Raw genomic sequence first — 20,575 nt, forward strand, 5'->3', positions numbered from 1 at the left:
CCCGATGGCGTACATTCATCCGTGCCTCCTCGTGTTGAGGCACGGATCACCAGCTGAATCGGATGGCCGGCGTGAGTCGCTCGGGAAAAACCTTCACCGCCAAGCAGGGTCAATACCTGGCCTATATCCACCTCTACACGCGGCTACACCGCCGCCCGCCGGCTGAAACCGACATGCAGGAATACTTCCGCGTCAGCCCGCCATCGGTTCACCAGATGGTGCTGACGCTCGAACGGGCAGGCTTCATTAGAAGGCAGCCGAGGACACCCCGCAGCATCGAACTGCTCATCGATCCCACCCAACTGCCCGACCTAATCTGATCCGGGCGTTCAATCGGTCAAAATCACCGTGCAGAGGTACTAGCGCGCCTCACCGATGTCTGTTGCACGCTCGCGAAAGTGCGTAATTCGCATCGTCCAAGAACAGAGTAAGTGACGACGTAGTTGGGATGTTCGCTGGGCGACTGGAACGGTGTTTCAAGCGCGGAGTTTGCAGCTCAGCCCACGCGAGACGCCATTTGTAAGGCTAACGCGGCAATCGCTTACCGCGCCAGGCGACGCATGAATGATATAGTTGCGTCAGCGACTTTTTGAACGTTTGCCGGGGCAGACGTGGACGGCAAATTGGATGGATCGGAGATGACCCCGGGAAACGACTGAGCGACATTCCAGGCGAGGAAATCCTCGCTCCTGCTATAGTCTCGACGCGAGGTCATAGCCTTGGCTTCATCGATGATGACGCCAAAGTCGGTGTGGCTAGCTGCAAAAGGATCGAAGCCGTTCCGCAGCAAGATATTGCTAAAGAACATTTCGGCGATCGTGATCGCCGGCCTGCCGAGCAATCCGGCCTCGAGGCAGGCAGTCCCCGATATAGAGATAGTCAAAGCTGCACGTGCAATCAGGCGGTGGGTGTCCGCGCGAGGATCGATCAGCCGCAGGCCCGGTAGCCGTTTGAAATCCCTGTAGTCGGCGAGCGAGCGGTCCCCAACGGCATTGGGGTGCTCTTTCACCCAGATTTCCCAACGGAGGGGTAGTAACCGGGTCAGTGCGCGAATGACCTCATGCTGATTTGTGTACGGCGCGCCGATTACATCGACAGACGATTCGGGTTGCTTCTGCAACAGAAACAATGCGAATGGCCGGTCATTCGTTGTCGGTTCGGACTCAAACACACCAGATTGCGTGACACGTGCCGAGCGCATAATCGATGCCAGCCGCCGAGCCGCCCGCGTCTGGAGCGGAGGTTGCGTGTGGTCGAAGCGCGCCGCCGATGGTCGCGTAATTGCGCGCCAAGCCTCGTCGACCCACCATCTCCGCAGACGGTTCTGATTCATGTTTAGGGAAAAATAATACGGCCGTTCGCCGCGGTCGCGCAAATTCTGCAGCGCCTGTCGCGCAATGGCGCGATGTTCCTCACTCACCTGTGCAGTGATTGTCTCGATACGTTTCTGAAACACACCACGGAAGAAAGCAATTCGTTCCGACGGAATGCGGATCGTATGGGGAGCGTGGAAGTGTCGACCATTGGCGTGCATCACCGCTGAGGTGATAATTTCGGGCGCCCAAGTGTCTTCGCCGAACGCAAATCCGATGTCATGATCGAGCACGAATCGCTCGATCGCCAATGCTGTGATTTGCGCATAGGCCTCGGTGTTCCAGCCACGATTGAAGCTGAGCTCGCGGTCCATGATCACCGCGTTCTTTAACCCAATCTCGGCTCTTTGGTCGATTTGCTCGATCCGTGACGTCTCTTCAGCGGATGGCGCAAGAGCGGCTGTCCAGCGTTGTCCGAGCAGCGAGATATCCAGGATGCACTGACGGTCCCAGCCTTCGCCGCACAAATAGTCCGTCCAGCGCTGGCTTGTGCTCAGCCAGAAGACCTTGACACCGGATGTCTCCATCGCCTTCGCCCAGAGCGAATAGAATGGGGTCTTGAGCAGGTTCGTGACGAACAGTGCACGCAACGCGTGACCTCCAGGCGTCAGCAAAGATTCTTCAGTCCGCGCACTGTGCTGACGACGTAGTCTTGGTCAGCCTCGGACAAGGCGGGGAACATCGGGAGAGTGAGAATTTCCCGATAGGCCGCCTCGGCGTGCGGGCAGAGGCCCGGCTGGTAGCCAAAACGCTCGCGATAGAAGCTGTGATGATAGACTGGCGCATAATGTACGTTGGCTGCTATGCCAACGACCTTGAGATGATCGAATGCGCGACGTCGGTCCACTTGGAGTTGATCAAGGTCGAGGCGAATCACGTACAGATGGTAGGCGTTGGTCCTGTCGGGACGGGTGGCGAGTGGGCGCACAAAAGGCACGTCGGCGAACATCTTGTCATAACGTGCTGCAATTGCCTGACGTTGGCTGATCCATCGCGGCAGCCGCTTCAGCTGCGTAATTCCGAGCGCGCACTGGATGTCAGGTAGTCTATAATTATAGCCGAGCTCGACCATATCATAAGCAAAGGTACCGGCCTTTTCCCGCGAACGATGGTCGGAATCGATCCCGTGATTGCGGAAGCGCCGCATGTGCGCAGCCATTTCGATGTCGTTCGTCAGCACCATGCCACCTTCGCATGTAGTAAGGTGCTTTACCGGATGGAACGAAAAGGCCGAGAGGTCCGCGATAGTTCCGACCCTGCGGCCCTTGTAGGTCGCTCCGGGAGCATGACAGGCGTCGGCGACGAGCCTGATGCCGCGTTCGGCGGCAAGCGCGCGCAGCGCATCGTAGTCGGCCGGCTGCCCGCCGTAGTCAACCGCAACTATTGCGCGGGTGCGGGGCGTGATCTTCTGTTCGACGGAGGCCGGATCGATCAGCAGTGTGTCAGGCTCAACGTCCGCGAAGACGGGCGTGCCGCCCTCGTATACGGCTGCGTTGGCTGAAGCCGCAAACGTAATCGCGGGCACGATCACCTCGTCGCCGGGACCGATCTTCAACGCGCGCATCGCGGCGTGAAGTGCAGCGGTTCCGCTGTTGACCGCAACGCCCTGGCTTGCCCCGCAGAAATCGGCGAACGCACGCTCGAACTCGCCAACTCTGGGTCCGGTCGTAAGCCACGCCGAGCGTAGCGCCTCGGCTACTGACGCTAGGTCCTCGTCATCGATGGTCTGGCGACCATAGGGGATCGGGACCCTAGCCATGAAAGCTTGACGGATTGTCGAGCATGGTCTTCAGCGCTGTCGCGTCGAGCCAGTCCGGATTGTTGTCGCTGGCGTAACGGAAGTCTTCGGCGACCGATTTGCCGATTTCGCCGTAGCCTTTGTAGTCCCACCATGCGAGCGCAGGCTGCACGACGTAGCGATCCTCAAGCTCGATCGTGAAGCGGGCATCGTCTTCGGTAATCATCACTTCGTGGAGCTTCTCGCCGGGTCGGATGCCCACGATCTTGTGCGGGCAGTTTGGGGCCATCGCCCGCGCCAGGTCGACGATCGACATTGACTTGATCTTGGGAACAAACAATTCCCCGCCCTGCATCATCTCCGCGCTCGAGAGAACGAAGTCCGCGCCTTTGTCGAGCGTGATCCAGAAGCGCGTCATGCGCGGGTCGGTGATCGGCAGATGATCGCTTCCCTTTGCAATGAGCTCGCGGAAATAGGGGACGACCGACCCGCGCGACCCAACCACGTTGCCATAGCGAACGACCGCAAACCTGGTCCCGGTGTTGCCGGACAGATTGTTGGAGGCGACAAAAATCTTGTCCGATGCGAGCTTGGTGGCGCCGTAGAGGTTGACCGGGTTGCACGCCTTGTCTGTCGACAGCGCGATGACCTTCGGAACGCGATTCGCGATCGCCGCCTGGACCACGTTCTCGGCGCCGACAATATTGGTTTTGACGCACTCCATGGGATTGTATTCCGCGATCGGGACGTGTTTCATCGCCGCGGCATGGACGACCAGGTCGACCTCGCGCATCGCCATTTTCAATCGGTCTAGATCGCGTACGTCGCCGATGAAGAAGCGCAGCCGGCTGTCAGGCAGCGCCTGCGCCATCATGGCCTGCTTGTACTCGTCCCGCGAATATACGATGATTTTCCTGAGATCATGATTCCGCAAAAGGACCTTGACGAGTTCAGTACCGAACGAGCCGGTCCCGCCCGTGATCAGGATTGCCTTCTTGTCGAGCATGGTTCCATTTTGGGATTATTGAAAAATCGACCGGTAGTAGTCAGTTCGGGCAAATATTGCAAGGGAAAGTGCGGCGTGAGGTTGCGTATCGTCTTTGGGGTGCCTAAAAGAGCGAAACTGCTCACGGCAGGGTCGTCGAATGGGTTTCTATTTTTCCGAAGAGGCGCGTGAGATTCTTGCGTCATCTCGTAGGCCCTCGTAACGAAATCAGCCAATGACGCGACGGGCGCTCGTAACAGGCATAACCGGACAGGATGGCGCGTATCTAGCGCGATTTCTGCTGGAGAAGGGCTACGATGTTGTCGGCGGATCACGTGCCTCATCGGGGCGAAATTTATGGCGTCTGGAGGCTCTGGGCATCGAACGGGAAGTCCGAATCGTTGACCTTGAGCTGCTTGATTCGTCGAACATCGTCTCGGTCATCGAACATGAACAGCCGGCGGAGATTTACAATCTTGCGGCTCAGAGCGTGGTCAGTTCCTCGTTCCGGCTTCCGGTACTGACCGGCGAAGCGGATGCTCTCGGTGCTGCCCGAATTTTGGAGGCGATCAGAAAGATCGACCGCTCCATCCGCTTCTATCAGGCGTCATCCTCGGAAATGTTCGGCGATGCGCCCGAATCGCCTCAATCGGAAACGACGCCGTTTCGTCCGCGCAGTCCCTATGGTGTAGCCAAGCTCTATGCACACTGGATGACGGTCAACTCGCGAAACGCCGACGGGCTGTTCGCCTGCAGCGGCATCGTATTCAATCACGAAAGTCCGTTGCGCGGACTCGAATTTGTGACCCGAAAAATCACACACGGACTCGCATCCATTGCATTGGGTCGCGGCGACGCCGTCGAGCTTGGAAATCTCGATGCCACACGCGATTGGGGGTTCGCGGCCGATTACGTCGAAGCGGTGTGGCGGATGATGCAGGCGGAACGGTCGGACGACTACGTTCTCGCGACAGGCCAGTCACACTCGGTGCGGTCGTTTTGTGAGGCGGCGGCTGAAGCCGTCGGTTTCCGTCTAGTCTGGCGGGGCAGCGGGACCGACGAGGTCGCGCTTGATACGAAGACGGGACGTACGGTCGTTAGAATTAACAAGGAGTATTACCGCGCCAACGAACGGATTTCGCTGGTCGGAGACGCGACCAAGGCCCAGCGGGAGCTCGGCTGGCAGCCCCGCATGAGTTTTGCGGACCTCGTGCGCATGATGGCGGAAGAGGATTTGAGACGCTTACGGCGCTAGTTCCAGCGGCATGCAGCCACTATGCCGGGCTAGATTCTGGTTGCGTCATGGATGCAATTGTGTCCTTCTCCGTCAGCAACCAAGCTGATGTTAAGTGTTTCATCACGATGCGAATCCTTCACGCCTTCAAGGTTTATGCGCCCGACGCGCATGGCGGCATCGTGGAGGCGATCGCTCGCATTGCTGAGGGAACTCCGAGCGGAGATTCCGCATCCCTGCTCGTTTGCAGGCATCTTGGGCTGGGCTCGACGCTGGATGTCGGCGGCCTTGCGGTCGAGCGAACGACGACGCTCGCTCAGTTCAGCTCGCTGCCGATCTCGCCGGGATACATTCCGGTTTTTCGCCAGCGCTTGCAAAACGCCGATGTGATCGCCTTCCACGCACCGTTTCCGTTTGTGGATATTGGGGCGATGCTCGGTATCCCGGACGACAAGGCCCTTGTCATTCATTGGCATGCCGAGATCACGGGCAGAAACCTTTTCCGGCCGATCTTTCATCGGCTGCTCAAGAAGTCGGTCGAGCGGGCCGATCGCATTATCGTGTCCCACCCTGCGATCGTTGAGCATTCCGAATATCTAGCCAAATATTCCGAAAAATGCGTTGTAGTGCCATACGGCATCGACACGGATTTCTGGACTGGACGGACGGCTGAAGACGAGGCGGCGATCGCCAAACTGCGTCGGCAGCACCCGCGCCTGATCGTGGCATGCGGGCGCCTGGTGCCCTACAAGGGCTTCGATGTGCTGCTACGGGCGCTCAAGCAAGTCGATGCGCACCTGATCATTGCCGGCACCGGGCCGCTTGAGGCCCAACTGCGCGACGTTGCGGCGCAGGGGGGGGGTAACGGATCGCGTCACATTTGCCGGCTATATGTCGCGCGGACAGCAGCGGCAGGCATTCGGGGCCGCGAACCTGTTCGTGCTCCCCTCAGTCAACGAGGCCGAGGCGTTTGGCATCGTCCAGCTCGAAGCGATGTGCAGCGCGATCCCGGTCGTCAACACCGGCTTACCGACGGGGGTGCCCTGGGTTGCGCGAGACGGTTTGGAAGGCCTGACCGTTGCGCCGCGGGACGAGGCCGCTTTGGCCGCGGCGGTGTCGCGTTTGCTCGACGATCCCGATCTGGCCGGTCGGCTCGGCGCGGCCGGAAGGGATCGCGCTGTTCAACTTTTCAAATGGCAGAAATTTGCCGCCGATGTCGCCGAGCAGTACCGGTCGGCGCTGGCTCAACGACGCCGGGCCCAGTAACAAGCGCGCGGAAGCGGTCGCCAACGATTAACTCCCCGATCCGGCGCATTAGGGCGCATTGATCGCGACAATCTCGGGATGAACTTCGAGAAAGTCGAGCACATCTTGCTGGAGAAAATTGTTGTTGCGCCCGGCCAGTCCCTTGAACACTTTCTCAACCATTTCAAAATCGGCTGGCGTATCAACCGTCCAGCGCAGGGCGCCAAGGTCCGGCGTCTGGGTCAAATGCGCGAGTCGGAACGTTTCCGGGTGGTGGTAGATGTGCTGCGTCACGTGCTCTCGCTCGCTCGCTTCGGTTGCTTCGCGATGGGCCCGTTCGAGCGCGGAAAACGCGACGACTTCGACGTCCAGGCCGTCGGGATAGGTGCGTTCGATACCATTGCCGGCCAGATCCGATTCTGCGCGTCTCTGCAAATCGACGGTTGCGTCAATGATCGTCCAGTCTATGAGGGGGCAGTCACCGGTCAGCCGGACCACATGTTCGGCCGGGCCGAACACTTCCGCTGCGCCGTGAAAACGCCCAAGCACGTCGTGCAGTGCGCCGCGGTAGCACAGCACCTGATTGGCGTCGCAGAATGCCTGGATGGGATCGTCGGACGTCTCCTGGCTGGTCGCGACCACGAGCCGATCGATAGTCCTCGATCGCCGAATGCGGTCAATCTGCCACGAGAGCATCGGGCGCCCCAGAATCGGCTTCAGCACCTTGCCGGGAAGGCGGGTGGAGGACATGCGGCACTGAAGGATGGCAAGGATCATGGGCTGCGTCTGGCTACCAGAATGACGGCGTGAGTGTGACGGGATCGTCGATTGCACAAGCGCGCCAGTCAAAGTCGGGGAGCCGTGTCGCCGAGGCCGAGACGATCTGGGCGAGCTCGTCTCGACTGGTGACCCCCACAATCGCGATATCGACGTCATCATGCGCAAGAACGAAGCCGATTGCCGCCTCGATGGGCCGCAGGCCCGCCTGCTTAATGCGAGCTTGGGTGGCTGCAAGTGCAGGTCCCGCGTGGGCAAGCCGCGCCGGCAACTGCCCGGAATCCATGAAGAGCAGTCCTTGCAGGAAGACTGAGCGGACGTGAATCTCGATGCCAAGCTTTTTCAGCAGGGCGAGCTCACCGTTCTGCCGCAGCCGCTGATCAAGAATGCTGAACGGAAGCTGCATGAGGTCGGGGCGGTATCGCCGGGCCAGTTCGAGCGGCCCGTCACCAAAGTAAGCCGAGATACCGATGCGTCTGTACAGGCCTTCGTCGCGAAGCCGCTCCAGCAGCGCCCACAGGCGCGGCCCTTCGGAGCCGGCAAGATCGCGCGCCGCGTGAATCAGAATGGCGTCGGCAGGCGCCCGGCGGAGCAGATCGAGCGATCGCCGCGCCCGTCTCTCGACCTCTTCGAGGCCATGGCTCAGCGGCAGTGCCTTGGTCACGATCGCGAAGTCCTGGTCGGGGGCAAGCGCGGCGCCCAGTACCTCCTCCGCGGTGCCGTAGCCTGCTGCCGTGTCGAGCACGCGAATTCCCGCTGCGTGCGCAGAGCGGAGTATCGCCGCGACTTCCGGGGCTGGGACCTGGCCGGCGGTGTTTGAGACGCCGTAGTCTGTGCCGAACTGAACCGTGCCCAGTCCGATCCTGGACGCAAGCGACGTCGTGATATTGTTCCGCGCCGTCATCAGCGAACACGGAAGAGCGGCTCCAGCGGCTCGCATTTGAGGTATTGGCGGATGGCGCGATTGTCGACCGCCTGGCGCAGGATCGGGAAGATCGCGCTGTAGGCCGCGAGCAGGGTGTCGACGTCCGCCTCGCTGTGGGAATAGCTGAGATTGTGCGTACCAAACGACAGCAGTCCACGCTCCATCATCTCCTGCATCCAAAGCGTCTTGATCTCGAAGGCGTTGGTTCCCTCGATGTCCTTGAAGACCAGGAACGACCATGTCGGATGGCCGCTGATGGAAGCAAAATGCCCGATGCCGTGCCGGTCGATCAGCTTTGGCACCTCGACGAGAATGCGCGAGCCGCGCTCGTTCATGGTTGCGATCACAGGCTCGCGCCTGAGCTTGCCGATCGTCGCTTTGGCCGCCGCCAGAGATAGCGTCTCGCCGCCCATCGTGAACGAGAAAAAGACTTCCTCCATCTCCCGCATCACGTCGCGGCGACCGCACACGGCCGATAACGGGAATCCATTGGCGATCCCCTTGCCAAGCGTCGTGATATCGGGGGTCACCCCGAAGAGTTCCTGGGCGCCGCCGAGCGCATAGCGGAAGCCGGTGATGGTCTCGTCGAACACCAGCAAGGCTCCGGCTGCATGGGTCAGCGCCTTGACGCCTTCGAGATAACCCGGCGCGGGCGCGCTGACGTTCATCGGCTCCATGATGACGGCCGCGACCCGGTCCTTGTAGTCAGCAAGCGTCTTCTCGAGGGCCGGCAGGTCGTTGTACGGTAAGCCATGGGTGAGCTCTCGGCTCGCCTGCGGCACGCCCTTGTTGCGCGCCGTCGAGCCGATGTACCAGTCCTGCCAGCCGTGATAGCCGCAAACCAACACGTGATCTCTCCCGGTGAAGGCGCGGGCGATGCGGACGGCGCCTGCGGTTGCATCCGATCCGTTCTTCCCGAAGCGCACCATTTCGGCGCTCGGCACGACCTCGCACAAGAGCTCCGCGACTTCGGTTTCGAGCGGATGCGAGAGGCTGAAGACCGTGCCGTCTTCGAGCTGCGCCGTCACGGCAGCATTCACGTCGGGATCGGAATAACCGAGCGTCACCGAGCACAGGCCATTGATGAAATCGACATACTCATGACCATCGATGTCCCAGACTTTCGATCCCTTGCCGCGCGAGACGAAGTAGGGCGAAACGCCGAACGGATACTGCGTCACACTCTTGGAAAAGGTCTGCGCGCCGAGCGGGATCGTGTTTCGGGCGCGCGCGAGGAATTGTTCCGATTTGGAGTAGCGAATTGACATGTTCGTCGGGTCCGGGGGCACGAGTTTGGTTGGCGGCAGGATAGTCAGGCGATCGCCGACCACGTTAGCGCCTCGCCATAGGCAATGTCACGCGCAGCGGTGCGGCCGATGATATTGGGCAGATGTTTTGGCAGGAGACCAAAGCCAGGCCGGATGACGCGGACGTTCTCGTTCGTCAGAGGCTGGCCTGCCTTGATCGGCTTGACCGCGTAGATCGAGCGGCGGAAGCGGGTGTTGGCGGCCTCGCTCGGCGCCAGGCTGTAGGCGACGGTGCCAAGCGCGGCCCATGCAGATTTGCAATCGTCGACGAGCTTCCTGAACTCGCCCGGCTCGAGCGAGAATGAGGCGTCAGGGCCGCCGTCGGCGCGCGAAATCGTGAAATGCTTTTCGACGATGGCGCCGCCGAGAACGGTGGAGGCGACGCACGCAGCCGAGCCAGGCGCGTGATCGGAAAGACCCGATACCACCCCGAATGCGGCTCCGAGATGCGCAACGGTGCGTACGTTGGCTTCCTCGATCGGGGCAGGGTAGGCGCTCGTACAATGCAGCAGCGCAATGCCGCCAGCGCCGTTGCTTCGCGCCGTCTCGACGGCTTCCTGGATCTCGCCAAGATTCGCCATCCCCGTCGAGATGATCATGGGTTTGCCGCGGCTCGCGACATATTTGATCAGCGGCAGATCGATCACCTCGAACGAGGCGATCTTGTAGGCCGGCGCCTCGAGCCCGGCGAGTAGATCGGCGGCGGTTTCGTCGAAGGGCGTCGAAAAAATGGTGATGCCGACCTCGCGCGCCTTGGCGAACATCTGCGCATGCCACTCGAATGGCGTATAGGCTTCCTTGTAGAGCTGGTGCAGCTGGTAGCCGTCCCACAACCCGCCCTTGATCCGGAAGTCCGGACCGTCGTGCGGGATGGTCATGGTGTCGGGTGTGTAGGTCTGGATCTTGATCGCGTCCGCACCAGTCGCCGCGGCCGCCTCGATCAGCTCCAGCGCCTTGGCTAGGCGGCCGTTATGGTTTGCCGACAATTCGGCGATGATGTACGGCGGATGATCGGGGCCGATCTTGCGGCCCGCGATTTCGAATTCGGGGATCTGCCTCATGGGTCAACCTCTCGCAACACGGTAAACGCCTCCGCGGCCGCAAGGCCAACTGTCGCGCCGCGCAACTTTGCAAGCGAGGCAACGGCCTCGTAGGATCGCGGATGGGGAAAGTCGCGCATCTCCATATGATACGCCCGCAGTGCGTCGAGTTTTCGTCCCAATGTGGCCACCAGGCCGACGAAGTGACTGGGGCGAAACGCGGTTCCCCGGCTCTGAAACACCCATTCTGTGCTCGACAGCGTCTCGAAACCATAGACTGCGACGACCTTCTGGCCGGGCATCGGCCGCACCGCAATCATTGTGGCTTCGCTCACGGGGCGGTGGTCGGCATTGAGGTCGTCGCTATGATGTGTGTAGATAAGGTCGGCTTGGACCGTAGCCAGGTGCTTGACATAAAGCGGCCCCGCATCGAGCTGCTCAGTCATGCGCAAGGCCGAAAGCTTGGTCTCCCTGATGCCGTGGTCGATGAGGCTTTGCAGTGGGCTACCGCCGCGCCCGAACGGCGCATCGGTCATGTAAAGGCAGACGCATTCGTATGCGGCGAGGATCGGCTTGGGGACGATCGACGACCAATGCGGAAAGAAAACGTAGCGCGGCGCGAGCGGCCGCAGAAGGTCAAGCGTCAGATCCGATTTGCTAGTCACGGTGATCCACTCACCGGGCAGATTGTCGCGGCGGCGCGGGAACTCGTCGATCGGCCAGCCAGTCCGGCAGGCAAATACATAACGTGTCATTGCGCCTGTCCCGTCGTCCTAATGTCTTCCTGCCGGGTCGCATGTGCCGGCAATTGATAAACGAAAAATTCGGTATCTTCGACGGCAGGCGCAAAGCCGCTCTTCAGGAAGATTCGCTGGGAGGCGAGATTCTCGCGCTTCACCCGCGCCTCGATGCGCTCGCAGAATTGTTGTCTGAACGCTTCCCGGCAGGCCAAAGTCAGGGCAGCAGCACCATATCCCAGCCCCCTAACGTTTCTGGCCATTGCAATACTGACCACCGCCGTTCCCGTCAATTCGATCTGGAAACGCACGTTGCCGCAAGGTCTTCCATCGACCTCGACGACGAAGATCAATGTGGTCGGGTCAGCGAGGCGGTTGATCAGCCATGCGGAATGGGCATCCCATGGCACCGCCCGGGTATCGCCGGACATAGCACGAGCGCTCGGATCATTGCGCCAAAGCCACAGCCGGCGGGCGTCCTCCATGGTGGCCCGGCGCAGTGTCAGCCTGCCGGCGCGCTTCGGCAGCACAAGCTCATCGATGACTGCCCCGACGCGACGCGCACCGTCGCCGTCGCAAACCTTGGCCGCCTGCTGCGACATCTGTGCGAGCTCGTCAAGTTGAAGGGAGAGTTCATGCAGGATTCGCGAAATCGCTTCAGGCAAGTTGAGACCCTGTGTGACAACTCGTGCGGCTCCGGCTCCCTCGAGAGCGCGGGCATTGTCGCGCTGGTTGTCGGCGACGACGAACAAGATCGAGGGTAGACCGAGGCAGCAGCGCTCCCAGCTAGATGTGCCGGGCGTTCCGACCGCGATGTCGGTGCTTGCCATTAGTTCGGCGATCTCAGGAGGGTCGACATGGACTTCGATCCGGGCTGACTCTTTTTGGAGTGCCATAATCTCGTCGAAAGACGGTGAAGTCGGGCCGGTAACCACGACGATTCGCGATATGTTCCCTGACGCAGCGAGGGATCGGGCGATAGTGGCGGTCTGGCCTCCAATGTCAGTGAGCCCGAGCGAGATGAGTAGCGACGTCAGCTCCGATGCCGCGGTTCGTCGCGCTAGCGAAGCAGCACGCAGTTCTCCGAACGCATTGCGCAGCAGCGTATAGGAAGCGCCCGCTAGCACGCGACAATGCCGCGGAACCAGTCCGGTGTAATCTTGAGGGCTGCGGTTGAGCGTCATGTCAACGAGGATGTCGCAATCATGCCGGCGGGTCGGCGCATCTTCGATCACGAGGATTGGGCACGCATACTGGCGCAACGCATGCTCGAACGGTTCGCCGAGCCGGTACGAATCGACAACAATAAGGTCAATGGGCGTCCCGGCAAGCTTGCCGTCCACGAGGGCTTCATTCCAGTCGCGCTGGTCGGCCTCAAGCCACGCGGTTCCCGAACGGGCGAGGGCAGGTACGGTGTTAGCGGTTCCGGTCGAGCATACGAAAATGACCTCGGCGCCACGCTGCTGCATTTCGGTCGCCAACGTCAGACATCGCATGACGTGGCCGCCCCCAATAAATGGATCGGCATCCGCTCGGAACACGATCAGCATTGCTGTCTCGCGCTCCGGAGTGCGTTCTGCTGCATTTCGCGAACCATTATGGTTGTATAAACCAGCCGACCACACTAATCAAAGCTGCACCGAAGGCCACTGCGGTTGCGGATCGCGGCATCTTTGCTCCGCGCCTCCACAGTGTTGACAGCTGGATCGCGACGCCTCCAAGCATCTGTAGTGCAATCAGAGCTGCGCACATCTTTAGGTTGAGAATCCCCTGCATGCCGAGGCCGGCGACGAGCGTTGCGATAGCTACCATCAGCAAGATGGCTCTGCGTGCGGCCTGCGCCGAACGTCTCATGCGCGCCAGCCGCAGTTCCAGTGACGCCCACGCGCCCCATCCGTAGACCTGGAGCATTAAGACCGGAAAGAGGCTGACTGCGGCCTGCATTTGGTTGGTTGCGATGGAGCGGAAGTGAACGTATCCGACCGCGAGCGGAAAAACCGCAATCATTACTGTTCCGACGATGGCAATCGCTGTCAGATAGTAGCCGAGAAAGCGGTCGTACAGGCGTGACCGCATGCGGTACAGCCGCGCGAACAGCCCGGTTGCCACGATGTTGTGCACGATCAAGAGCGCGGATGCGACGCGGAAGTCCACCGAATAGATTGAAAGGTCCTCGACGGTGAGGAAAGCCCCAACATAGATCCTACCGCTGACCGTTGCCCAGATCGACGCTAACGTGAAGGTGAGAAGCGGTAGTCCGATTTGAATGGCGGACTGGAGTCGGTTCCTAAGCCCGGCCCCCTTCCACCGCGCGAAGAGCGCCAATGCGCTGACGACGACGAGGGCCGACACGACCGCAGACGCGGCCCCGAGCGAGACGATGCCGCCCAAACCAATGAGTGCCAGACACGAAGCGATAACACACATACCGTAGATTGAAATGCTCTCAAACCACGGTGCCAGATTTCGGTGCGAAAAAGTCCGCATATAGGACGTAAGGGCGACCTGTGCGAGCGCAATAGTGCTCGCGCCAAAGATGACCGCCTGTGTTGGCGCATGCAGGACAAACGCGGCGATCGCCGATCCGGCCGTTAGCACCATCCCTGGTCCGGCAACGCAAAGGATCATTATATCAGTTACCGGGACCGGCCGTCGTAACAAGGAAAGCTGCGGTATCGCGGCTGGAATGCCAATCGTCAAAACAGTTGCAACAAGCGCAGACCAGGACCATGCATACTCGATGACGCCATAAGACGAGCTATCGAGCCGGGCCGCGAGCAGCAGTGGCGCGAGATAGGCTGTTGCTTTCGACAATCCAAAATTCGCGAAATAGACAGTAACCCTGAGCGGTATGTTTCCACCAGAGATGAGGCCGCCCCCGCCCTTCAACGATTGGATGGCGTTCGGCCACCGGTGATGATCGCTCAAGATAAGGCGTCTCCCAACCAGAGTTCTGTCGCGGCCCGGTCGCTCGCGAGAGTGGCCTACGACGATTTCCGACGCTTGGCAAAGGCTCGAGCAAATGGCACAAGATATTGGAATGATTAACTATAGCATTTCCTTCGGACGAGCCGGCCGATGACAAAGCGGAGCCAAAAGGAGGTCTTCCTTCAAAGCGAGGGAGACGCATGGTACGCTCGCAATCAGGAATATCTACGCGGATCCGGCCCGGATATCGTCTTGACTACGTTGCAGGAGATCGGGATATCGCCGAAGTCGGTGCTGGAGATCGGGTGCGCCAACGGGTACCGCATTGCCGGGATTTGTGAGCAGTTTGGAGCGAGGGGATTCGGCATCGAGCCATCCTCCAATGCCGTAGCAGATGGCCGAAGCCGGTATCCGGCACTGTCGCTTGACGTCGGAACTGCAGATCGCCTGCCGTTTGCTGATGGCCAGTTCGATCTCGTGATCTTCGGCTTCTGCCTCTATCTGGTCGACCCGCGCCTTCACTTGCGCTGCGTCGCCGAAGCCGACCGTGTTTTGGCGGATCACGGGTTCCTCGTTATTTACGATTTTATTGAGCCGGTTCCCTATCATAATCGTTATGCCCATCTTGAGGGAGTTTGCTCTTACAAGATGGAGTTTTCACGATATTTCCTCGCTAGTCCCGCCTATAGATTGCTGCGGCGCAATATGATTGGGCCAGGTGCACCCAAGCCCGATGATTCGGTAGGCGTCGACTTTCTTTCGAAAAACCTCACGGCGGCCTTTCCGCCGAACCCGTTCGCTTAATGCTTTGATGTGCTTGCATTGAGAAATTCAAGATCAGCGCTAAAATCGCGTTGCGTTGACAGTTTCGCTGGGATCGTTGTTAAAGCGGCGCGGGTCGACAGCCGATGATCGTTAACCTTCAGTCTTGCTGGAGACAAAATGCTTCAACAAAAGCTTTCGCGTGGTCTGAAGATTCTTACGGATCGACGCTACCGCCAGTTCTATTCGCAGCGTCGAATCCGTGATGTGCCTTCGCGCGAGCGAGCAGCCGATGGCCTCGCGAGCCGGCTTCCGGCCTTCAGCGGGACGATCGATATGTCCGACCAGATCGCCACGCTGAAGGATCGCGGTTACCTGTTCCTCGACAATCTCATATCGTCCGATCAGTTGCAGTCCATGCGGGCGTTCTTCTCCGAAAATAAATGCGCCGATCCCTATCGGCCCGAGCTCGGCCAGTTTATTGCGCCCGGCCGCGCGCCACAGCAAACTCACGTCGCTTTTTTCCCGAATGAAACCGTGATTCGCGCGCCGCACGTCGTCCAGATCGCAAATGACCCGAGGATACTGAGCGTTGTATCCGGCTTTCTCAGGGCCAAACCGACGATCAGCTATATGACTGCGTGGTGGTCGATGCCGAACAGGGATGGCAAAGCCGAGCAGGCGGAGCAATTTCATCGAGATGTTGACGACATCAGGTTCGTTAAGCTGTTTTGCTATCTAACCGACGTGGATGAGACCTCGGGGCCGCACATGTTTGTGCCGGGGTCGCAGAACGTCAATAAACTGACGACCATCCGCCGCTATGAGGACCGCGAGATCGCCGAGGCGTTTGGCGCCGATAGCCTCTGTACGTTTACGGGCAAAGCCGGAACCGCATTCCTGGAAAACACCTACGGTTTCCATCGTGGTGTGCCTCCGACCGCCAAGCCGCGCCTGCTATTCCAGATTTTGTATTCACTGCGCAACTCGATCTACGGACCGGACAAGCCGGCAGGGCAGATCGGTGCGGATGGGATCCCGTCGGGGATCGATCCCTTCATTAATCGGGTCTACCTGTCGGCAAACTGACCGCTTCACGCCCGCGTGGCCAGCTCCTAACGCCCATGCCGGATACGACACTGTCGGGGGGGACTGAACGGGTAACTACCGTGCCTGCCCCGATCACGCTTCGCGCACCGACTGTGACTCCGGCAAGGATGATCGCGCGGGCGCCTACCCATACGCCGTCTTCTAGGACGATAGGTCGATAAATGTGCGGGTAGGGTGGTTCATGCGAGAAATCTAGGCCGGCAGATTCGATGATGACGCCCTCCGAAAGTCGGACGTGGTCGCTCAATGTAATGCCGCCTACGGCGCCGAGTGTGCACCTCGGTCCGATAATTACAGCACGTCCGAGCGCTACATTCTCGGCGGCCTTGATCGTGACCGACCAATGACAGTGTGGTAGCTCGCGGGCGTGCGGGAACAGAGTGGCAGTCCTGAGAACGCTCGCCGCACGCGATGCCGCGTCAATTGCGGCCATCAACGCGCGGACTGGAAGCGTAACTAGGCGGCTGCGCGCCAGATTGCGGGCCGTTTCCTTCAAAGATCCTCCCAACGGCCGAGTCACGCGAAAGTTAGCGGGTCACCGGCGCCCAGATCGACCACTTCGAGAACAGCAGGCCATTCAGAGGCGACAGCATTCGCCAGCGCGCTCCCGGCGTCACGCTATGAAACGTAGGCACAAAGCCATTGGCCGCGAAGTAATACGCGTATTGTTCTTTAAGGAACGCGTTCTCAGCGACTCCCGACTGAACTTCCTTGGTCCGAAGCAACCGACGCAATGCATAACCCGCAGTCAAGGGAGCAAGGTACTGCTCGCGCAGCGCGGCGACCGCGCCGTCCGGCGCTAGGATGCGCCTGCATTCGGCTAGTGTGAGCCATATGTTGCAGGAGTGGTGCAACGAGGCATCGAAAATGACAATATCAAACTGCTCATTTTCGAACGGCAGCTTGTTGGACATGTCGCATTCGGCAAGCTCAATGCCGTTGGCGTGGACGCCTACAAGATCCGCCGCCTTTCCAAGCAGCAACTGCATGCGCGACAGCGATATATCGGCACAGGTGAAGCTTGCTTGTGGATAGATCTTTCGCAGCGATAGCGATGTTAGGCAGGTACCGGCGCCGAGTTCGAGAAATCTAACATTGCCGCCACGAGCGCGGCAGAACTGTTCCAGCGAATCCGAGACCGCCGAGATGTACGACTTCACCACATCCAGATGGGATATGATGTGGCTCTTGTTCTCGGCATCGAAATAGCCAACCGACCCGGCATAGAATGCCCGATCGCTGGTGCGCACGTCCGGACTATCCATCACGGGGTCTTAGGATTGGTGACTTCAGCTTATTTGGAAGCTCGGCACTGATATCAATACCCTGCCTGCAGGTCAATGCTAACAAATTCCCGGTGTCAGTCTTTTCTAATTTCCCGACATATTAGGCTGCCGCTCGCCTACGATTGTTCCTGGCTCGTTACGTGCCCCCTTGGAGCCGCGGACAGCGAATTCAAGCCCAGCATCAAGGCCGACGATCGGCTTCCACCCCGTACTTTGTGCTTTGCTCGTATCGATCTCCATCGATCCCAACAAGCTATCGCCAAATTGCGGCCGGCCAGTGATTTTGAAGAAGAGGTATAGTGCGCTCTTGGGCAGAGGGAATAAACGTGCACGACCGCCGCAGGCTTTCGCAATACGCCGCGCGAATTCGGGGGTCGAAACCTGTTCATCGTCCGCGATCAGGAACACCTCGAGCGCCTCGTCTGGATGGCCAAGACGCCTAACTATGAACGAGATCAGATTATCGATCGCGACGAATGCCCTGCGATTTTTGATCGCCAAGAAAGGGAGAGGCAGACCAATTCTGATGACGGCGAGAAGTCGACGGAAATTGCCTAGGACGGACGGGCCATAGACGAGCGGAGGTCGAACAATCGTAACATTTAAGTTGGACGATCTTGCGATAGCCGCAAGGCCGAGCTCGGCTTCGGCCTTTGAGATCGGGTAAGGTCCTTTCGGGGAGGGGGCATCGGTTTCCCGGAAAGGCCCATGCTCGTCTGTCCTGCTGCCATTGACTAGGATGGTACTCATGTACACGAAGTGGGTAACACCAGCTCTAGCGGCGGATCGGGCAAGTTGTAAGGTGCCGTCTCGGTTCACCGATTGATACAGGTGACTTTCTTGATCGGACTCGGGATGGTGAACCCGAGCCGCCAAATGGACAACAGCATCAACGTCGCGCAGCGCCGCCGTCCAGTCCGTCTCGCCGTCGATCGTCTGAACGAGCACATCACCATCGCCCGATGATCCACTGCGCACGACTCGCCGCACGAGCCAACCTTCTTCCATCAGCGCCGGCGCTAAATGCCGTCCGATGAAGCCGCTCGCTCCTGTGACCAAGACAACCGGACGACCATCAATCACTATAACTTTTCCTTCATTGTGCGTCTCTTGCAGGCGAATCTACCAGATTGCTTCGAGGCTGGCGAAGGTCATGTGCAGCGGCACATTGGTATTTGGTGCGCACCGTTGCTGGAAGTGTCAGGCGCGCTTTGCACGCAGGCGACGTTGGCTAGAAATTCGAAGGCTTCATTTTGCTCTCGAAAGCATGAGAAAGATCTGGAGCAAAATACCTGCAAGAGCCGAGTGGGCTTTGTTGAGAAGTCGGCCGACAGGCGAGTTGGCGAACGCTATCACCAAGCATCCAAACACCATGCAACACCTTCAGTCCCAAATAGCGACGCGTTCGTGTTTCCGGATTGAAGGACCTTCGTGGCGCGCCAAAATGAAATTGGTATGGTCTACAGGCCCGGCAACTTCGTAGAGTTTCGCGCTGTCGCAACCGTGAGCTCGAAGCGTTTGATCGCATTTCAGATGTATTTCGGAGGTTGATATACCGAAGAAGGAATAAGACGGCGACGTCGGGAGGCAGCTTGCCAACAGTCAGTCAGTGGTACGTTAGGGAAATGGGATGATAATGTCGCCAAGTCCGTAAAGATTGGTCGGCATCACGCTGATGAAATCGCTGCAATGCTGGTTGCGATAGGCCTCGGCCATCTTGGTGCCGGCATTCTGGCGATCGCATAGGGCTCGTTGGTCGGCGGACCGGTCAGCACGGAATCCTCCCGGAGCGCTAAGGCGCCAGCTTCGGACGAGCCGAGAAACGTCAGCTTCTCGGCGCCGCTTTGATGCGCCACCTGGATCACGTTTGCCTCGATTGCGATATCGTCGTAGATGTAGTCGGCGCGTAGCGTTTTGTTGTCGGCAATGCCGCCGACCTTGGTGGCGGTGAGAACGATCACTTCCGGCCGCGTCTTTGCGAACCAGTCGAATACCGCGGCCTGGCTGCAGAGGTCGACCTCGCTGCGGCTTGTCGTAACCAGATTCACACCTTCCCGCGCAAGCGCGCTGCCGACCATGCCGCGATGGCCGGCGACGTAAACGGTCTTGCCGTTCAGCTCAAACCGAGTGCTTGCCATGAGCGATTTCCCGCTTGGCCTCGGCCAGATCGCTCGACATCATCTCTTGCACGAGCTGGGCAAATGTCCGCTTCGGCTTCCAGCCAAGCTGGTTGCGCGCCTTGCTGGCGTCGCCGATGAGAAGATCGACCTCGGTGGGGCGGAAATAGGTCGGATCGATGCGCACCATCGTCCTTCCGCTCTTGCGGTCGACGCCGGTCTCCTCGATGCCCTTGCCACGCCACTCGATCTGGCGGCCCACTTCGGCAAAGGACAACTCGACCATCTCGCGGACCGAGCGGGTCTCGCCGGTCGCGAGCACGAAGTCATCAGGCCTCTCGGCCTGGAGGATCATGTGCATGCCCTCGACATAGTCCTTGGCGTGTCCCCAGTCGCGTTTGGCTTCGAGATTGCCGAGATACAGCGTATCCTCGATTCCGAGCTCAATACGGGCAACGCCGCGCGTGATCTTGCGGGTCACGAAGGTCTCGCCGCGGACCGGGCTCTCGTGATTGAACAGGATGCCGTTGCTGGCGAACATGCCATAGGCTTCGCGGTAGTTCACCGTGATCCAGTAGCCGTAGAGCTTTGCCACGCCGTAAGGCGAGCGCGGATAGAACGGCGTGGTCTCCTTCTGCGGAACCTCCTGCACGAGCCCGTAGAGCTCGGAGGTAGAGGCCTGATAGAAGCGGGTCTCCTTTTCCATCCCGAGGATGCGGATGGCTTCCAGCAGCCGCAGTACGCCGATCGCATCGGCATTTGCGGTATATTCTGGGCTTTCGAAGCTAACGCCGACATGGCTCTGGGCAGCAAGATTGTAGATTTCGGTTGGCCTAATCTGCTGCACGAGCCGGATCAGATTGGTCGAGTCGGTCATGTCGCCGTAGTGCATCAGGAACGGCACGTTGCCCACATGCGGATCCTGGTAGAGATGGTCGACCCGCGCAGTGTTGAACGAGGACGAGCGCCGCTTGATGCCGTGCACGATGTAGCCGAGCGACAGCAAGTGCT

At 59.6% G+C, this 20,575-nt stretch carries 19 protein-coding genes and 2 pseudogenes; 6 read left to right on the plus strand and 15 right to left on the minus strand.

Going from position 1 to position 20,575, the window contains the following annotated elements:
• The first annotated feature begins 62 nt into the window (after positions 1 to 62).
• Positions 63 to 320: a LexA family protein gene (locus AC629_RS33255; RefSeq protein WP_084809028.1), complete on the plus strand. Its 258-nt coding sequence runs from the start codon at positions 63 to 65 to the stop codon at positions 318 to 320.
• A gap of 221 nt (positions 321 to 541) precedes the next feature.
• Here the strand turns inward: AC629_RS33255 and AC629_RS33260 are convergent, their stop codons facing one another.
• The 3 genes from AC629_RS33260 to pseB are packed head-to-tail and all read right to left on the minus strand — an operon-like array spanning position 542 to position 4,117.
• Positions 542 to 1,963, minus strand: coding sequence for a hypothetical protein (locus AC629_RS33260; protein ID WP_084809029.1), 1,422 nt, complete (start codon positions 1,961 to 1,963; stop codon positions 542 to 544).
• A 17-nt stretch (positions 1,964 to 1,980) separates the two neighbouring features.
• Positions 1,981 to 3,132 carry a UDP-4-amino-4,6-dideoxy-N-acetyl-beta-L-altrosamine transaminase gene (gene pseC / locus AC629_RS33265; protein WP_084809030.1) on the minus strand — a complete coding sequence of 384 codons (1,152 nt, stop codon included), beginning with the start codon at positions 3,130 to 3,132 and terminating at the stop codon, positions 1,981 to 1,983.
• Positions 3,125 to 4,117 carry a UDP-N-acetylglucosamine 4,6-dehydratase (inverting) gene (gene pseB / locus AC629_RS33270; protein ID WP_084809031.1) on the minus strand — a complete coding sequence of 331 codons (993 nt, stop codon included), beginning with the start codon at positions 4,115 to 4,117 and terminating at the stop codon, positions 3,125 to 3,127. The genes pseC and pseB overlap by 8 nt, the downstream gene beginning before the upstream one ends.
• A 214-nt stretch (positions 4,118 to 4,331) precedes the next feature.
• Here pseB and gmd (AC629_RS33275) point away from each other — a divergent pair, with 214 nt between their 5' ends.
• From gmd (AC629_RS33275) to AC629_RS33285, 3 genes and pseudogenes are all read left to right on the plus strand, one after another.
• Positions 4,332 to 5,351 carry a GDP-mannose 4,6-dehydratase gene (gmd, locus tag AC629_RS33275; RefSeq protein WP_084809032.1) on the plus strand — a complete coding sequence of 340 codons (1,020 nt, stop codon included), beginning with the start codon at positions 4,332 to 4,334 and terminating at the stop codon, positions 5,349 to 5,351.
• A 107-nt stretch (positions 5,352 to 5,458) separates the two neighbouring features.
• A pseudogene (locus tag AC629_RS50760) lies at positions 5,459 to 6,172 on the plus strand (glycosyltransferase); the annotation flags it as partial.
• A 1-nt stretch (position 6,173) separates the two neighbouring features.
• Positions 6,174 to 6,596, plus strand: a complete 423-nt coding sequence (locus tag AC629_RS33285) for a glycosyltransferase (protein WP_283848214.1) — start codon at positions 6,174 to 6,176, stop codon at positions 6,594 to 6,596.
• Positions 6,597 to 6,644: 48 nt separating this feature from the next.
• Here AC629_RS33285 and AC629_RS33290 read toward each other — a convergent pair whose 3' ends face one another.
• From AC629_RS33290 to AC629_RS33320, 7 genes are read right to left on the minus strand one after another with little or no spacing between them, the layout of a single operon-like run.
• Positions 6,645 to 7,352 (minus strand): cytidylyltransferase domain-containing protein, encoded by a 708-nt coding sequence (locus tag AC629_RS33290; RefSeq protein ID WP_084809034.1) that lies wholly within the window; start codon positions 7,350 to 7,352, stop codon positions 6,645 to 6,647.
• A gap of 13 nt (positions 7,353 to 7,365) precedes the next feature.
• Complete coding sequence (locus tag AC629_RS33295) at positions 7,366 to 8,292, minus strand: aldo/keto reductase (protein ID WP_084809035.1); 927 nt, start codon at positions 8,290 to 8,292, stop codon at positions 7,366 to 7,368.
• Complete coding sequence (locus tag AC629_RS33300) at positions 8,256 to 9,545, minus strand: aminotransferase class III-fold pyridoxal phosphate-dependent enzyme (protein ID WP_084809045.1); 1,290 nt, start codon at positions 9,543 to 9,545, stop codon at positions 8,256 to 8,258. The genes AC629_RS33295 and AC629_RS33300 overlap by 37 nt, the downstream gene beginning before the upstream one ends.
• A 44-nt stretch (positions 9,546 to 9,589) precedes the next feature.
• Positions 9,590 to 10,645 carry a pseudaminic acid synthase gene (gene pseI, locus AC629_RS33305; RefSeq protein WP_084809036.1) on the minus strand — a complete coding sequence of 352 codons (1,056 nt, stop codon included), beginning with the start codon at positions 10,643 to 10,645 and terminating at the stop codon, positions 9,590 to 9,592.
• Entirely contained in the window at positions 10,642 to 11,379 is a 738-nt protein-coding gene (locus AC629_RS33310; protein ID WP_084809037.1) for a hypothetical protein, read from the minus strand. Before AC629_RS33310 ends, pseI begins: the two co-directional genes overlap by 4 nt.
• Positions 11,376 to 12,911 (minus strand): UDP-2,4-diacetamido-2,4,6-trideoxy-beta-L-altropyranose hydrolase, encoded by a 1,536-nt coding sequence (gene pseG, locus AC629_RS33315; protein ID WP_084809038.1) that lies wholly within the window; start codon positions 12,909 to 12,911, stop codon positions 11,376 to 11,378. Before pseG ends, AC629_RS33310 begins: the two co-directional genes overlap by 4 nt.
• Positions 12,912 to 12,957: 46 nt before the next feature.
• A complete protein-coding gene (locus tag AC629_RS33320) occupies positions 12,958 to 14,289 on the minus strand; it encodes a hypothetical protein (protein ID WP_143199632.1) in 1,332 nt (443 codons plus the stop codon).
• A 150-nt stretch (positions 14,290 to 14,439) separates the two neighbouring features.
• Here AC629_RS33320 and AC629_RS33325 point away from each other — a divergent pair, with 150 nt between their 5' ends.
• Both AC629_RS33325 and AC629_RS33330 read left to right on the plus strand, forming a co-directional pair.
• Positions 14,440 to 15,093, plus strand: a complete 654-nt coding sequence (locus tag AC629_RS33325) for a class I SAM-dependent methyltransferase (protein WP_084809040.1) — start codon at positions 14,440 to 14,442, stop codon at positions 15,091 to 15,093.
• A 138-nt stretch (positions 15,094 to 15,231) separates the two neighbouring features.
• Positions 15,232 to 16,140, plus strand: coding sequence for a phytanoyl-CoA dioxygenase family protein (locus tag AC629_RS33330; RefSeq protein WP_084809041.1), 909 nt, complete (start codon positions 15,232 to 15,234; stop codon positions 16,138 to 16,140).
• On the opposite strand, the gene AC629_RS45830 is transcribed toward AC629_RS33330, so the two are convergent.
• From AC629_RS45830 to gmd (AC629_RS33355), 5 genes and pseudogenes are all read right to left on the minus strand, one after another.
• Positions 16,112 to 16,594, minus strand: coding sequence for an acyltransferase (locus tag AC629_RS45830; protein ID WP_168195638.1), 483 nt, complete (start codon positions 16,592 to 16,594; stop codon positions 16,112 to 16,114). The genes AC629_RS33330 and AC629_RS45830 overlap by 29 nt on opposite strands.
• A gap of 94 nt (positions 16,595 to 16,688) precedes the next feature.
• Complete coding sequence (locus AC629_RS33340) at positions 16,689 to 17,411, minus strand: class I SAM-dependent methyltransferase (protein WP_168195637.1); 723 nt, start codon at positions 17,409 to 17,411, stop codon at positions 16,689 to 16,691.
• Between the two features lie 120 nt (positions 17,412 to 17,531).
• Positions 17,532 to 18,530, minus strand: coding sequence for an NAD-dependent epimerase/dehydratase family protein (locus tag AC629_RS33345; RefSeq protein ID WP_084809044.1), 999 nt, complete (start codon positions 18,528 to 18,530; stop codon positions 17,532 to 17,534).
• A gap of 555 nt (positions 18,531 to 19,085) precedes the next feature.
• Positions 19,086 to 19,585: pseudogene (locus tag AC629_RS33350) on the minus strand (NAD-dependent epimerase/dehydratase family protein); the annotation flags it as partial.
• A partial coding sequence (gene gmd / locus AC629_RS33355; RefSeq protein ID WP_084809046.1) for a GDP-mannose 4,6-dehydratase occupies positions 19,566 to 20,575 on the minus strand: 1,010 nt, incomplete at its 5' end. The pseudogene AC629_RS33350 and the gene gmd (AC629_RS33355), both read right to left, overlap by 20 nt.

This window comes from Bradyrhizobium sp. NAS80.1 (assembly GCF_001908205.1).
Taxonomy (GTDB): Bacteria; Pseudomonadota; Alphaproteobacteria; order Rhizobiales; family Xanthobacteraceae; genus Bradyrhizobium.